Genomic DNA, 14,788 nt, shown 5'->3' on the forward strand with positions numbered 1-14,788 from the left:
CAGCCCCGGCTTCTCCTTTTGTGGAAAAAAAGGCCGAAAGCCCGCGCTTTGGAACGGGAAGGTTCCTGGGGGCCGGGGCGAACCCCTCCCCTGCCCCCGCACCTCATCCCGGGCACCCGCGTCCCGGGCCACCGGGAGACACGAGGAGCCGCCGCCGATGACCCCGCCCGACGCCGCCGGTGAAACCGCGGCCGCCGGCCCGTCCGGTGAGGCGGCGGCCGCCGGCCGGGCGCTGCGGGCGGCCGCACGGCACAGCGCCGGCCGCACCGCCGCCGTGGCCGGCTGCTCGCTGGCCGCCGCCTGCGCGGCACTGGCCGAACCGGCCCTCCTCGGCCACGCCCTCGACCTGCTGCTGCGCCGCGACCCCTCGGGCACCCTGTGGGCCCTGTGCTGCGCGGCCGTGATCGCCGCCGAGGTGCTGCTGGACGCCGCGACCGCACGGCTCACCGGCGGCGTCGACGCCCGCTCCACCGCCTGGCTGCGCCGGCGCGGCCTCGGCGCGCTGCTGCGCACCGCGCCGCACCACGCCGCCCGGTACTCCCCCGGCGAGGTCTCGGCCCGGCTCACCGCGCACGCCGCGGCCGCCGGGACCGTCCCCGCCGCCGCCGCGACGGCCGTCACGGCCCTGCTGCCGCCGGTCGGGGGACTCGTCGCGCTGTTCCTGGTCGATGTCTGGACCGGCCTCGCCTTCCTGGCCGGGGTGCCGGTGCTCGCGCTGCTGCTGAGGGCCTTCGCCCGCGCGTCGGACGCCAGCGTGGGCCGCTACCAGCAGGTGCAGCTCACCCTGGCCGGGCGTCTCGCCGAGGCCCTCGCCGGCGCCCGCACCATCGCGGCGGCGGGCACCGCCGGACGCGAGGCGGCGCGGATCCTGGCCCCGCTGCCCGAACTGGGCCGCGAGGGACGGAGGATGTGGCGGATCTACGGGGGCACCGCCGCCCGCACCGGCGCCCTGATGCCGCTCCTGCTGTACGTGGTCCTCGGCGTGGGCGGCCTGCGCCTGGCGGCCGGGGCGCTCGGCGTCGGCGGCCTGCTCGCCGCCGTCCGCTACGCGGGGCTCGCGGCCGGCGCCGGAGCCGTCACGGGCCGGCTCGCGGCGGTGGTCCGCGGCCGGGCCGCCGCCCGCCGCACGGCCGCCCTGCTCGGCCTGCCCGAACTCCCGCAGGGCGGCCGGGAGTACGCCGCCGACGGCCCCGGCACGCTGGAGCTGCGCGGGGTCCGTCTCGTGCGGGCGGGCCGGACCGTGCTGAGCGGCGTCGACCTGCGCCTCCCCGGCGGCACCACCACCGCGGTCGTCGGCCGTTCGGGGTCCGGCAAGAGCCTGCTGGCCGCCGCGGCCGGCCGGCTCACCCCCTGCGACGGGGGCCGGGTCCTGCTGGACGGCACCCCGCTGGACGAGCTCACCGCCGGGGCGCTGCGCCGCGAGGTCGGCCACGCCTTCGAGCGGCCCGCCCTGTTCGGGGCGACCGTCGGCGGGGCCGTCGCCTTCGGAGGCCGGCCCGAGCCCGGGGCGGACGCCGTGCGGGCCGCCGTGCGGGCCGCCGGCGCCGAACCGTTCGTACTCCGCCTCCCCCGGGGCTACGGCACTCCGCTCGCCGACGCCCCCATGTCGGGCGGGGAGCTGCAACGCCTCGGCCTGGCACGGGCGTTCCGCGGTGCGGGACGGGTGCTCGTGCTCGACGACGCCACCTCCTCCCTGGACACCGTCACCGCCCGCGAGGTGGAACGGGCCCTGGCCGGCCGCGTACGGGCCCGGACCCGGCTCGTGGTGACCCACCGCGCCGCCACGGCCGCCCGCGCCGACCTCGTCGTATGGCTGGAGGAGGGCCGGATCCGGGCCACCGGGACGCACGCCGGGCTGTGGCGGGACCCCGGCTACCGCGCGCTGTTCGGGGCCGGCGGGGACGCGGCCGGCCCCGGGGCGCGGCGGTGAGCGGGGACGGCACCTGGCGCCGGGTCGGCGGCGAGGGGCGCCGCTTCCTGCGCGGCCGTGCCCGGACGCTGCGCCGCCTCGCGCTGTGGTCCCTGCTGGAGTCCGCCCACACCTTCCTCGGCGGGTACGCGGTGGCCCGCGCCCTCGACGACGGCTTCCTCGCCGCCCGGACCGGCACCGGGCTCGCCTGGCTGGCCGTCGCCGGGGCGGGCGCCCTCCTCGGCGGGCTGGCCCTGCGGGGGGTCTTCGGCGGGCTCGCCGACCTCGTCGAACCGCTGCGCGACGGCCTGGTGCGCCGGGCCGTGCGCCAGGCCCTGGAGCGGGCGGTCGCCGACCCCGCCCGGGCCGCGCACGACGGGGCCGTCTCCCGGCTGACCCAGCAGACCGAGATGGCCCGGGACTCCTTCGCCGGACTGGTGCTCGTCGCCCGGTCCTTCGTCTTCACGGCGGCGGGGGCGCTGGCCGGGATGGCGGCGCTGGCACCGGTGCTGCTCCTGTTCGTGCTCCCGCCGCTGCTCCTGGGAACGGCCGGGTTCCTGCTCACGCTGCGTCCGATGGCCCGGGTGCAGCGGCGGGCGCTGGACGCCGACGAGGCCCTGGCCGCGCGGACCGGCGAGCTGGCGGCGGGCCTGCGCGACGTGGTCGCCTGCGGGGGCGGCGCCGAGGCGGGGGCCGGCCCGCGGCTGCTGATCGCCGAACAGGAGCGGCTGACGCGGCTGCTCGCCCGGTGGGCCGCGCTGCGCACGGTGGCGCTCGGCGTCGCGGGCCGGCTCCCGGTCGTCGCGCTGCTGCTGGGGGCGCCCTGGCTGCTCGGGCGGGGGCTGAGCGCGGGGGCGCTGGCCGCCGCCCTCACGTACCTGGTCCAGTCCCTGCTGCCGGCGCTGGACGCGCTCATGGGCGCCCTGGGGTCGGCGGGCACCAGGCTCGTGGTGGTCCTGGACCGGTTCTGCCTCCCGCGGCCGGGGCGGGAGCCGGACCCGGGGTCGCGCGAGCCGGCCGCGGGGGCGCGGGAGCCCGGTCCGGAGCCGGTACCCGCGCCCGGCGGCGGGCGGCTCGCCGCCGAGCTGCGGCAGGTGCGGTTCGCGTACGGGGCCCACGCCCTGCCGGTGGTCGACGGTCTCGACCTGGCCCTGCGCGAGGGCGAGCACCTCGCCGTGGTCGGGCCGAGCGGCATCGGGAAGTCCACCCTCACCGCCCTGCTGGCCGGGCTCCTGCCGCCCGGCCGGGGCACCGTCCTGCTGGCCGGCGCCCCGGCCCTGCGCGGGCCCGAACGGGGTCCCGATCCCCGGCGGACCCTGCTGCCGCAGCAGGCGTACGTGTTCACCGGCTCCGTCCGCGAGAACCTGACGCACCTGTGCCCCGGGCCGGTGTCCGGGGCGCGGTTGGAACGGGCCGTGGCGGCCCTCGGAGCGGACGGCCTCCTGCGGCGGCTGGGCGGGCCCGACGCGCCGCTGGACCCGGCCGGGCTCTCGCAGGGCGAGCGTCAGCTGCTCGCCCTGGTGGCCGCCCACCTCTCGCCCGCCCCGCTGCTGCTGCTCGACGAGGCCACCTGCCACCTCGATCCGGCGGCCGAGGAGCACGCCGAACGGGCGCTCGCCGAACGCCCCGGCACCCTGGTCGTCGTGGCCCACCGCATCTCCTCGGCGGCCCGGGCCGACCGGGTCCTCGTGCTCGACGGGAGCCGTGCGGTCTGCGGCACGCACGCGGACCTCCCGGCCCGGTCGGCGCTGTACCGGGAGCTGGTGGGGGGCTGGGACGCCCGGGTGTGAACGGGCCCGTGAACGAGCCCGTGAACGAGCCCCTGAACGGGACCGTGGACGGGGGCCGTTCTCAGACCCAGCCGGCCCGCCGGGAGATCCGGATCGCGTCTATCCGGTTGCGGGCGCCGATCTTGCGGGTGGCGGCGGCCATGTAGTTGCGCACGGTTCCGCTGGCGAGGTGCAGGGCGTGGGCGATCTCCGCGATGGAGTCGCCCTCCGCGGCCCGGGCCAGCACGGTCAGTTCGCGGGGGCTGAGCGGCATGGGGTCGGCCTCCAGGAGGGCCGAGGCCAGCGACGGGTCGACGAACCGCTCTCCGGCGGCGACCTTGCGGATGGCCCGGACGAGGCGGCCGGGCGATCCGTCCTTGTCGACGTAGCCGCGCGCCGCCGCGCGGACTCCGCGCTGCAGGGAGCCGGGTGTTCCCGAGGTGGCGAGCACCAGCAGCGGGGCGGGCGGCCCGTCGAGCGGGCGGGGGGCCGCCGCCCGGGCCTCCAGGGTGGCCGATGCGCCCGGACAGTCGAGGTCGACGACGGTCACGTCCGGCCGTAAGGACTCCGCCTCGCGGGCCGCGGACCGCCAGCCGGCGCACGTGACGTCGAACCCGCCCTCGGATCTCAGCAGGGCGGCGAGCGCCGACCTCACGATGCTGACGCTGTGCAGGACGAGGACCTTGGTCATCGGGGCTCTCCTCGGGTGCTGATCAACGGGCACCAAGCGGGTGCCCAGCAACCACCCGGTAGGAACGTGGACCCGCGCGGCGCAGGGGGGCGCGTGGCCGAAGCCCGGTGCCCGGGCGGGGAGGCGCGCGGGCGGCCGCACCCGCGCCACGCTCCGCCGGTGCGGCCGCGGCGCGGGGGCGGGCGCGTCGGCGGACCGAAGCGGTAGGGCTGATTCCGGGTGCCTTCGGCGGGGTGCGGGGCAGGGCCGTGACCCGGCGGGCCCTACTCGGCGAGGTCGGCCAGCGCCGCCAGCAGCCGGCGCACCGCCGGGGAGGGCGGGCCTTCGGGGACCGCGAGCCAGGTGGTCAACTCGGGTCCCGCGAGGGGGCGTACGGCGACGCCGGGGAAGTCGGGCAGGCCGGTGACCTCGTAGAAGAGGGTCCATGACGGCTCGGCCGCCGAGGCGATCGCCGCGAGGGTCTCGGGCAGCGTGGTGAAGCGGGGACCTGCGGGCGGCCGGCTCCCGGCCGCCCGCAGCATGCCGGTGACCAGGTCGTGGAAGGGCGGGTTGTCCGGCCGGCCGGCGAGCCGGAGCGGGAGTTCCGCGAGGTCGGCCGGGGTCAGGGCGGGGCGGGCGGCCAAGGGGTGGCCGGCCGGTACGGCGGCGTACAGCGGGTCCCGCCAGGCCTCCAGGAGGCTGGTGCCGGGCGGGGCCGCCGGGGCTCCGCGTACGAAGACGGCGTCGAGTTCGCCGTCGCGCAGCAGGCGCAGCCGTTCGGCGGCCGGGACGTGCCGCAGGGTCACGCGGAAGGCGCCGGTGCCGTCCGCGAGGCGGTGGAGCAGCCGGGCGGTCCGCTCGCCGGGGCCCCGGACCGGGCCCAGCCGCAGCAGGCCGGCGGATCCGCCGGCGAGGGCGGCGGCCAGCGCCCGGGTGCGGTCGGCCGCCTCCAGCACGGCGCGGGCCTGCGGCAGGAGCGCCTCACCCGGGCCCGTCAGGACGGTGCGCCGCGTGCCGCGGTCGAACAGCACCACCCCGAGCTGCCGTTCCAGGCGCCCGACCTGGGTGCTGACGGCTGACTGGACGATGCCCAGGCTTTCGGCGGCCCTGCCGAAGCCGCCCGTGTCGGCCACCGCGACGAAGTACCTGAGCTGCCGCAGTTCCATTCCGTCCGTGCCCCCCGGTGTGACGGGCGCCCGCCCGGCCGGGCCATCTCGGTCCGAGATGGCCGTGATCCTCAACCGGTGCTGGTCCGCCGGTTGTTCCCGGAGTCGAATGGGGTGACCGGATGCCGTCTGCCAGGAGGAGTCGCCGTGAACCCGTTCGTCGTAAGGCCCGAGGAGGCCGAGCACGTCCCGCTGCCCGGAGGAGCCGGGATGCGGCTGCTCGCCGACGCCTCCGACACGGCGGGCGCGGTGGGTGCCAACCTGCTGCGGCTGGCGGCCGGGGCCGACGGTGCGGGTCCGCACCACCACGCCCGGTCGACCGAGGTGTTCTACGTGCTGTCCGGCGCCGCCCGGTTCCGGCTGTGGGGCGCCGACGGCGACCGGGCCGAGACGGTGGGTGCGGGTGGCCTCGTGGTGGTACCGCCGGACACCGTCCACGCCTTCGGCGCCGCGCCGGGGCGGGCGGCGGAGCTGCTCGTCCTGCTGACCCCCGGGGTCGACCGCTTCGGCTACTTCCGGGCCCTGGGGCGGGTCCGGCGGGGCGAGGAACCCTTCGAGGTCCTGACCGGCGAACAGGACCGCTACGACGTCCACTTCGCCGCGGACCCGCCGGCACTTGACCGGCGATCTGATTAGCCGCCATACTTTTCTCGTGATCCAGCACCCCGACAGCGGCCCCGAAGCGCCCACCCTCGACCAGGCCCGCCGCCAGATCGCCCGCTACGGCCTCACGGCCGACCCGCAGGCGGTCCTGGTCGCGGCGCGGCTGATGGCGGCGGGCGCCCGGATCGGGCAGGCCGGCGAGGTGCACTTCGGCCGCTTCGGCCTCTCCACCGGCCGCTACCGGCTGCTGGCCGACCTGGAGGACCACGGCGGCGAGAAGTCGCCCTCCCAGCTCGCGGCGAGCCTCGGCGTCTCCCGGGCCACGGTGACGGGCCTGGTCGACGGCCTGGAGCGGGAGGGGCTGGTGGCCCGCCGGCCGTCCACCGAGGACGGGCGCGGCAACGTGGTGATCCTCACCGCGCGAGGCGCCGGCAAGCTGCGCGACCTGGCGCCGGAGCACTTCGGCCGGATGCAGGGACTGGTCGGCGGCCTCTCCCCCGAGGAGCGCGCCACCTTCCTCGACCTGCTGTCCCGGGTGGTCGCGGGCATCGACTCGCTCACCCGGGACTGACCCGCCCGCGGCGGGCCGCCGAAAGACGGCCCGCCCTTCTTCCACCCAGATGATTAGGCACCTAATCAGCCGCCCCTGCCGTATTGATTAGCCAGCTAAGCATCCACCCCGAGAGGACACCCCATGACGAGCACGAGCACAAGCACGGGCACGGGCACGGAGGCTCCCGGCGCTCCCCCTCCGCCCGCCCTGTGGCCCGACGTCCTGGCCGCCTACGCCATGCCCGCCCTGACGGCCGGCATCGCAGGGGCCGTCACCCGGCAGCCGGAACTGGTCGCCGCGGCACTCACCACCATCGCCGGCACCTCCGCCCTGGTCGCCGCCGTCCTCGGCGCGGTACTGCGGCGCCGGACCGCGCACACCCCGCCCGTCCGCACCCGTCCCGCCCGGCCCCCGCGCCTGCTCGCGGCCGCCGGCCTGGGGCTGGCCGCCGCGGTGCTCGGTCTGGCAGCAGGACTCGCCGCCGCCCACTGGCTGCCCCAGCTCCCGCCCTTCTCCGACACCGCCTGGCCGCGCCGGCTGCCGGTCGACCTGCCCGTCTCCGCGGCGATCGCGGCCACCGTGACCGCCTGGCGCCGGCTCCCCGCCGCACCCCGACCCCCGAGGAACCTTCCGTGATCGTCATCATGGGCGCCGCCGGCGCCACCGGCGGCGCCACCCTGCGCAGCCTCGCGGCCCTCGGCGTACCCGCCCGGGCCCTGACCCGCGACCCCGCCCGCCTGGCCGCCGGGCTCGACGGGCACACCCTCGCCCGTACCACGGTCCTGACGGCCGACGCCGCCGACCCGGACTCCCTCCGGGCCGCCTTCCGGGGCGCCCGCGCGCTCTTCCTCACCATGGCCAACGGCCCGCACCAGGTCCGGTACGAGCTGAACGCCGTCCGGGCGGCCGCCGACTGCGGCGTGGGGCACGTCGTCAAGGTCTCCGCGCCCGCCGCCGAGCCGGACTCCCCCGTCGCCGTCTCCCGCGGCCACCACCTGGTCGAGGAGCGGCTGCGGTCCAGCGGCATCACCACCACCGTCCTGCGGCCGTACGCCTTCATGCAGAAGCTGCTGCTCCTGGCGCCGGGCATCGCCGGCGCCGGAGTGGTCCACGGCGCCATGGGCGGGGCGCGGTGCAACTACGTGGACGTCCGGGACGTCGGGGACGCCGCGGCCGCGCTCCTCACCCGCCCGGAGCCGGCCGGCGGCGCGTACCCGCTCACCGGCGGACGGGCCTACAGCCACCCGGAACTGACCGCGCTCCTGGGCGCACTGCTCGGACGGCCGGTCCGCTACCTCGACCTCAGCCCGTCCGCGCTCCACGCCCACCTGGTCGGGCGGGCCGGGATGCCGCCCTGGCTGGCCTCCCACGTGGTGGAGATCCAGCAGCTCGCGGTGGCCCGCGAGGAGACCCCGGACGACACCTTCCTGCGCCTGACCGGACGCGCCCCGCGCACCCTGGAGGCCTTCCTCCGCGAGAACCTGCACCGGTTCCGCTGACCGGGGGTCAGCAGGGCGGAGGCGCTTGGGCCGTTCGCACGCCTCCGTGATCCGTACGGGCTGTCGGGCCGCCCGTACGGATCACGCCGGGGAGCCGGTCCCCCGCGCGCGTGGTCGGCTGGGCTCGGCCCGCCACGGTCCCCGAGGGCCGGCCGGCCCCGCAGTCGCGGGCAGCCGCGCAGTCACGCAGTCGCAGAAGGAGGCACCCCGATGTCCCGTCGGCACGTACCGGCCGTCCTCGCCCTCGTCACGGGCTCGCTGGTGGTGGTCCCGGCCCAGGCCGCGCACGCCACCCCCGTGCAGGTCCCCTGCTCGGCGGCGGACCTCGTCAAGGCCGTCGGCACCGCGAACGCCACTCCCGGAGCGGACACGATCCGGCTCGCGCAGGGGTGCACGTACAAGCTGAGGGCACCGGACCCCGTACACCCGGGCAACGGGCTGCCGGTGATCACCAGCAAGATCACCATCGAGGGGCGCGGGGCCACGATCGAGCGGGACGGGCACGGGAAGGAGGTCCCGAAGTTCCGGATCATCTATGTCGACAAGACGGGCGAGCTCACGCTGAAGGGGACGACCGTCCGCGGCGGCTACGCCACGGACTGCCCCGCCTTCCCCGACGCCGTGGGCATCGCCTGCGGGGGCGGCATCTCCAACAACGGGAAGATGAAGATCATCCACAGCAGGTTCACCGGCAACACGTCCGCGTCCCGGCTCTTCGCCCAGGGCGGCGGCATCGACAGCCCCGGTCGCGCCAGCATCAGCGACACCGAGGTGAGCGGGAACCACGTCGTCTACGACGGGCCGAATCCCGAGGGAGGCGCCGCGGGCGGCGGCATCTCCAACGACGGCCCGCTGACCGTCAAGAGGTCCAGGCTCACCGGCAACACCACGACCGTCACCCCCGGCACGCAGAGCATCGCCTTCGGCTCCGCCATCATCAGCTTCCACGGAACGAGGATCGAGGACACCGTCATCAGCGGGAACCGCGCCTTCGCCCGGGAGGGCATCGCGCGCGGCGCCGTCGCCAACGGCATTCCGGAGGACAGGGGGCGGCTGGTCGTGACCGGCGGCGCCGTCCGCGACAACGTCTCGGACGCCCCGCAGGGCACGGCCCAGGGCGGCGGCATCGCCAACAACTCCCTGATGACCGTGATCGGCGTGAAGATCAGCGGCAACCGGGCCGTCGCCGAGGGCGGCACCGCGCGCGGGGGCGGCATCCGCCTGGGCCCCTTCGGCACGCTCGACCTGGAGCACAGCCACCTCACCGGGAACACCGCCGACGCACCGAACGGCACCGCGCAGGGAGCGGGCATCGACAACCCCGACGGCGGGGTCCTGAGGGCCGAGTACAACGAGATCCTCCGCAACACCGCCACCGCGGAGAACGGCACCGCGCAGGGCGGCGGCATTTACCACGCGGAAGGGGTGCTGAGGCCGGGCTCGACCCGGCTGGAACGCAACACCATCACCCACAACCGGGCGGGCGACGGCGGCGGGATCTTCAAGGCCTCCGGCACCCTCACCCTGGACGGTGACGTGGTCCGCGACAACCGGCCGAACAACTGCGCCCCGTCCGGCGCGGTCCCGGGCTGCACCGGCTGAGTCCCCGTCCCCTGTAGCGGAGGCCCGGCCGGGGCGGATCAGCCGATCGGATGACGGGCGGGTCGGCCGGGCGGGCGGTACGGGAGGGACGGCGGGCGGACCGCCCGCCATGGCGGGCCGGGCCACGATGGGGGCATGAACCCGCACGACCGACTGCTGCTCGACGCCGCCAAGGCCGGGGACACCCACGCGGTGCGCGCCGCGCTGGCCGCCGGCGCCGCCCTGGAGACCCGCGACGAGGACCTCCGCACACCGCTGCTGCTGGCGGTCCTCGGCGACCACCTCCAGGTGGCCGAGGTCCTGGTGGCCGCCGGCGCCGACCCGAACGCCCCCGACTCCCGCGCGGACAGCCCCTGGCTGGTCACCGGCGTCACCGGAAGCGTCCGCATGATGCGGGCCCTGCTGCCGGCCGGACCCGATCTGACGCAGCGCAACCGGTTCGGCGGGATCTCCCTCATCCCGGCCGCCGAGCGGGGGCACGTCGGCTACGTACGGGCCGTGCTGGCGGAGACGGACATCCGCGTCGACCACGTCAACCGGCTCGGCTGGACCGCCCTGCTGGAGGCGGTGATCCTCGGCGACGGCGGCTACCGCCACGAGGAGGTCGTCCGGCTGCTGCTCGCCGCCGGAGCCGACCCGCTGCTCGCCGACTCCAAGGGCGTGACAGCGTACGAGCACGCGGTGCGGCGCGGCTTCGACGGCCTGGCCCGGCTCCTGCGCGCGGCGCAGGACCGGTCCGGCGGCGACGGCCGGAGCGCGCCGTGAGCCGCCGGGCCCGTGCGCGGGGGCTGCTCGTGGCCGTCCCGGCCGCCCTCGCGCTGCTGGGCGGCTGCACCACGGGCGGGGCGGAGCCCGGCGCCGGCCGTGCCCCCGCGGCCCCCGCCCCGAGCGGGACCCTGCTGCCGGCCGGACACCCCACCCCCGAAGGGACCCTGCTCGTCGCGGACTTCGGCGCCGGCACCGTCACCTTCGTCGACCCCCGGCGCGGCCCGGTCGGGTCCGTGGCCGTCGGCACCGCGCCGTACGGGCTGGCCGTCGGCCCGGACGGGCTCGCCTGGGTGGCGACCGCCGAGGGCGTGGCCGTGGTCGACACCCGCGCCCGCACCCGGGTGGCCCGGATCCCGTACACGACCCGTACGGGTCCGGTCGGCACCGGCGAGTACCGGGGCGGCGGCATGGGCATCGCGCTCGCGCCGGACGGCTCGCGCGTCTACGTCGGGGTCAACGTCCCCGGCGGCCGGGGCGTCCTGGAGGTGATCGACACCGCCGCGCGGGAGGTCACGGCGACGGTGCCGGTGGGCCGCCGGCCCTTCGACGTGGACGTCGCCCGTGACGGCGGCGAGGTGTACGTGACCGGCCACGACTCCTTCGACGTCACGGTGGTGGCGGCGGACACCCTCGCGGCGCGCCGCATCGAGGTCGCCCCGTACGGCACCGAGGGCGGGCTCGCGTCCTGGCTCAAGCCGCACTACGCGGTCGTACGCCCCGGTGACGGCCGGCTGCTGCTGCCGTTCGAAGGGGAGCGGCTGGCCGTGGTGGACCCGCGCAGCGGCACGGTCGCGGTGGAACCGATGACGGCCGACACCCACCAGCACGGGACCGCCCTCACCGCCGACGGCCGGCTCCTCGTCGTCGGCACCGGCGCCGTGGAGGAGGGCGAGGGGCCGTCGCTGACCGTGCGCTCGCCGGGCGGCGAGGAGCGCGTGTACCCGCTGGACGGCCCGCACGAGGACGTCGCGGTGTCGCGCGACGGCCGGACGGCGTACGTCACCGGCGGCTACACGCGGGACGGCTACTGGAACGGGCTGACCGTCGTCGACCTCGCCGACGGCACCACCCGCCGCCTCCCGGCCGGCACGCGCCCCCTGGGCATCGCCGTCCTCTAGGAAGCGCGGCGCGGCGGTCCGGCGCCGGCCTCCGGTCCCGCTAGCGTCTGGGCATGCCGCCGTCGGAGACGATCCACTACGTCGACCACTCGGACATCCTGCCGGGCCGCCTCGACGACGCGAAGGCCGCCATGCGTGAGCTGGCGGCCTTCGTCGAGACGGTCGAACCGCAGCTGTCGGCCTACCACTTCTACGTCGACCGGGCCGGGTCCACCATGACCCTGGTGGCCGTCCACCCCGACGCGGCCTCGCTGGAGCTCCACCTGGAACTCGGCGGGCCCAAGTTCCGGGCCTTCGTCCCGCTGATCCGGATGCGCTCCATCGACGTGTACGGCGACCCGGGCCCCTCGGTGATGGACCGCCTCCGCGCCAAGGCCGCCCTCCTCGGCGGGGGCACCGTCACGGCCCACACCCGGGTGGCCGGCTTCACCCGCTGACTCCCCGCCGCCGTCGCCGCGCTGCGCGGGGCTGCCGGGGTGGCTCGCGACGCGCCCGGTCCGGGGGTTCCGTGTGCGCCGAGCGGCCGTGGCGGGGCGCGGCGTGGGGGCGGGGCGGGGGTGGGGGTGCTAGTGGTGTGACCCGCCGTCCCACCGCACACCGGGAGACATCCGTGCCCACCCGCGCCTCCGTACGCCGTTTCCGCGCCGGCCTGTCCGCCGCCGCGCTCGCCGCCGCCGCGCTGGGCGCGCTGCTCCCGCCCGCGCAGGCGGCCGGCGCGCCGCCCGGACCGCAGCACCCCGACGAGCGCCTCCAGCGGCAGCTCGACCGGCTCGTCGCCCAGGACGACGGCCCGCCCGGGGTGATCGCGGTGCTGACCAGGGGCGACCGGACGCGGGTGTACACCGCCGGTGTCGGGGACATCGCCACCGGCCGCCCCCCGCACCTCGACGACCACATGCGCATCGCCAGCATCGCGAAGGCGTTCAGCGGGGCCGTCGCGCTGCGGCTCGTCGACCAGGGGGCACTCTCCCTCGACGACACCATCGGCGACCTGCTGCCCGCCCAGCCCGAGGCCTGGCACGCGGTGACCCTGCGTCAGCTGCTCCAGCACACCAGCGGGCTGCCCGACTTCTCGGCCGCCCCCGCGTTCCTGCGGATCCTCCAGGCCGACCCCCGGCACGTCTTCGACCCGCGCACGCTGCTCGACTTCGTCGCGCGCGAGCCGCTGCTCTTCGTGCCCGGCTCGCTGTACGAGTACTCCAACTCCGACAACATCGCCGTCGCCCTCATGGCCGAGGCCGCCACCGGCCGCCGCTACGAGGACCTCCTGAAGGACCTGGTGTACCGCCCCCTCGGGCTGCGCCGGACCAGCCTGCCCCTGGGCTACCGCCTGCCGCGCCCGTTCCTGCACGGCTACGACGTCTCCCCGCCCGCCGCGCCCGAGGACGTCAGCGAGGCCGTCGGCACCTCGGGGGTCTGGGCCTCCGGAGGGATCGTCTCCACCCCGCGGGAGCTGGGCGCCTTCATCCGCGCGTACGGCGGTCCCGGCCTGCTGTCGGAGAAGACCCGCGCGGAGCAGCTCGCCTTCCGGCCCGGGGACTCGTCCGAGCCCGCCGGTCCCGGTACCAACGCCGCCGGTCTGGCGCTGTTCCAGTACACCACCCGCTGCGGGGTGCTGTACGGCCACACCGGGAACTTCCCCGGCTACACGCAGCTGGCCGCCGCCACGCCCGACGGCACCAGGTCGCTCACGTTCTCCGTCAACACCCAGACCAGCAAGGGGAACAAGCCCGCCCTGCTCGCCCGGCTCCGCACGGTCCAGGAGGACTTCGCCTGCGCGCTCCTCAAAAACCGCTGACCGGGCGGTCCGAGGCCGATTGTCAGTGGCGGGTGCGAGGATCGGAGCATCAAGTCGGGAACGGAATCAGGGGGGTCCGCCATGGCCGGAATCCAGAATTACATCAATCACGTCGCCCTCGTGCTGGACGCGAGTTCTTCCATGTCGCACCTGAGCCAGAAGGTCGTCGACGTCGCCGATCAGCAGATCGCCTATCTGGCCCGCCGTTCCAAGGAACTGGACCAGGAAACCCGGGTCACGGTCTACGTGTTCTCGAACAAGGTCGAGTGCGTCATCTACGACAAGGACGTGCTGCGGATGCCGTCCCTGAAGCAGCTGTACCGGGTCGGCGGGATGACGGCGCTGCTGGCGGCGACGCTGCAGTCGCAGCGGGAGCTGGCGCAGACCGCCCAGCTGTACGGCGACCACAGCTTCCTGACCTTCGTGCTGACCGACGGTCAGGAGAACGCCAGCCACCGGTGCCCGGGTGCCCCCGGCCGCACCCCCGGTGAGCTGGTCAAGGCCGTGGGCACGATGATCGAGACGCAGGACGACAACTGGACGCTGGCCGTCCTGGTGCCGGACCAGATGGGCAAGCGGGAGGCCATGCAGTGCGGTTTCCCGAAGGACAACATCGCCATCTGGGACGCCACGAGCACTCAGGGGCTGGAGGACGCCGGGCAGGTCATCCAGGAGGCCACCGAGAAGTTCATGGTGGGCCGCACCAAGGGAATCCGCGGATCGCGGGCGGTTTTCTCCACGGGCGGTGAGGCGGTCAACAAGAAGGCGATCGAGGCGGCCGGTCTCACTCCCGCGGATCCGTCGAAGTACCAGCTGATTCCGGTGGCCCGTGACGCGGCCATCCGGGAATGGGTCGTCGAGAGCGGATTCACCTACCGCACCGGTTGCGCTTTCTACCAGCTGAGCAAGTCGGAAAAGGTCCAGGCGCGAAAGCAGATAGCGGTACTGGAGAAGAAGACGGACCGGGTCTACACGGGGCCGGAGGCCCGCGCCCTGCTCGGCCTCCCCGATGCGGAAGTCCGCGTCAAGCCCGACCACAACGACGACTTCACGATCTTCGTCCAGAGCACCAGCGTCAACCGGAAGCTGGTACCGCAGACGCGGCTGCTGCTCATGGTCTGAGGTCCCCGCCCGAGGTGCGGAGCCCCGGGACCGGGGAACGGAGAACGGGGAAATCGGAGACCTGCGGGACGCCCGGAAAGGGCGCCTGCGGGCCTTCGGCAGCGGGGGGGGGGGGGGGGGATCCACAAACCCGACACAACCGCCCCCATGAGCCACCCGCAGGCCCCACCCACCACGTCCCCCAGCCCCTCGACACAGCCGTCCCTCTCAT

General features: G+C 76.2%; 14 protein-coding genes. 12 read left to right on the forward strand and 2 right to left on the reverse strand.

Going from position 1 to position 14,788, the window contains the following annotated elements; translation table 11 throughout:
* The first annotated feature begins 157 nt into the window (after nucleotides 1–157).
* Together AC07A6_RS30225 and AC07A6_RS30230 are read left to right on the forward strand one after the other, a co-directional pair.
* The gene (locus tag AC07A6_RS30225; RefSeq protein WP_478779256.1) at nucleotides 158–1,930 is read left to right on the forward strand and encodes an ATP-binding cassette domain-containing protein; all 1,773 of its coding nucleotides are present in this window, start codon (nucleotides 158–160) and stop codon (nucleotides 1,928–1,930) included.
* Complete coding sequence (locus tag AC07A6_RS30230; RefSeq protein ID WP_478779257.1) at nucleotides 1,927–3,699, forward strand: ATP-binding cassette domain-containing protein; 1,773 nt, start codon at nucleotides 1,927–1,929, stop codon at nucleotides 3,697–3,699. Before AC07A6_RS30225 ends, AC07A6_RS30230 begins: the two co-directional genes overlap by 4 nt.
* 61 nt (nucleotides 3,700–3,760) lie before the next feature.
* Here the strand turns inward: AC07A6_RS30230 and AC07A6_RS30235 are convergent, their stop codons facing one another.
* Together AC07A6_RS30235 and AC07A6_RS30240 are read right to left on the reverse strand one after the other, a co-directional pair.
* Nucleotides 3,761–4,369, reverse strand: coding sequence for a response regulator transcription factor (locus AC07A6_RS30235; RefSeq protein WP_362471942.1), 609 nt, complete (start codon nucleotides 4,367–4,369; stop codon nucleotides 3,761–3,763).
* 263 nt (nucleotides 4,370–4,632) lie between these two features.
* Entirely contained in the window at nucleotides 4,633–5,514 is an 882-nt protein-coding gene (locus AC07A6_RS30240) for a LysR family transcriptional regulator (protein WP_362471939.1), read from the reverse strand.
* A gap of 147 nt (nucleotides 5,515–5,661) precedes the next feature.
* Between AC07A6_RS30240 and AC07A6_RS30245 the strand changes: the two genes are divergently transcribed.
* The 10 genes from AC07A6_RS30245 (at nucleotide 5,662) to AC07A6_RS30290 (ending at nucleotide 14,577) form a co-directional block, all read left to right on the forward strand.
* Nucleotides 5,662–6,150, forward strand: coding sequence for a cupin domain-containing protein (locus AC07A6_RS30245; protein WP_478779258.1), 489 nt, complete (start codon nucleotides 5,662–5,664; stop codon nucleotides 6,148–6,150).
* 19 nt (nucleotides 6,151–6,169) lie between these two features.
* Nucleotides 6,170–6,688 (forward strand): MarR family winged helix-turn-helix transcriptional regulator, encoded by a 519-nt coding sequence (locus tag AC07A6_RS30250; protein ID WP_478779264.1) that lies wholly within the window; start codon nucleotides 6,170–6,172, stop codon nucleotides 6,686–6,688.
* A 123-nt stretch (nucleotides 6,689–6,811) separates the two neighbouring features.
* Nucleotides 6,812–7,306 (forward strand): hypothetical protein, encoded by a 495-nt coding sequence (locus AC07A6_RS30255; protein ID WP_478779259.1) that lies wholly within the window; start codon nucleotides 6,812–6,814, stop codon nucleotides 7,304–7,306.
* On the forward strand, nucleotides 7,303–8,169 hold the full coding sequence (locus AC07A6_RS30260; protein ID WP_478779260.1) for an NmrA family NAD(P)-binding protein: 867 nt from the start codon (nucleotides 7,303–7,305) through the stop codon (nucleotides 8,167–8,169). The genes AC07A6_RS30255 and AC07A6_RS30260 overlap by 4 nt, the downstream gene beginning before the upstream one ends.
* 210 nt (nucleotides 8,170–8,379) lie before the next feature.
* Entirely contained in the window at nucleotides 8,380–9,771 is a 1,392-nt protein-coding gene (locus tag AC07A6_RS30265; RefSeq protein WP_478779261.1) for a hypothetical protein, read from the forward strand.
* A gap of 135 nt (nucleotides 9,772–9,906) precedes the next feature.
* Nucleotides 9,907–10,536 carry an ankyrin repeat domain-containing protein gene (locus AC07A6_RS30270; protein WP_362471920.1) on the forward strand — a complete coding sequence of 210 codons (630 nt, stop codon included), beginning with the start codon at nucleotides 9,907–9,909 and terminating at the stop codon, nucleotides 10,534–10,536.
* Complete coding sequence (locus AC07A6_RS30275) at nucleotides 10,533–11,657, forward strand: YncE family protein (protein ID WP_478779262.1); 1,125 nt, start codon at nucleotides 10,533–10,535, stop codon at nucleotides 11,655–11,657. The genes AC07A6_RS30270 and AC07A6_RS30275 overlap by 4 nt, the downstream gene beginning before the upstream one ends.
* Before the next feature lie 53 nt (nucleotides 11,658–11,710).
* Entirely contained in the window at nucleotides 11,711–12,094 is a 384-nt protein-coding gene (locus AC07A6_RS30280; protein ID WP_362471917.1) for a hypothetical protein, read from the forward strand.
* Between the two features lie 173 nt (nucleotides 12,095–12,267).
* Nucleotides 12,268–13,455: a serine hydrolase domain-containing protein gene (locus AC07A6_RS30285; protein ID WP_386273728.1), complete on the forward strand. Its 1,188-nt coding sequence runs from the start codon at nucleotides 12,268–12,270 to the stop codon at nucleotides 13,453–13,455.
* An 81-nt stretch (nucleotides 13,456–13,536) separates the two neighbouring features.
* Entirely contained in the window at nucleotides 13,537–14,577 is a 1,041-nt protein-coding gene (locus AC07A6_RS30290; RefSeq protein ID WP_478779263.1) for a vWA domain-containing protein, read from the forward strand.
* Nucleotides 14,578–14,788 lie beyond the last annotated feature (211 nt).

The sequence above is a fragment of the Streptomyces sp. NPDC044002 genome, from assembly GCF_056434525.1.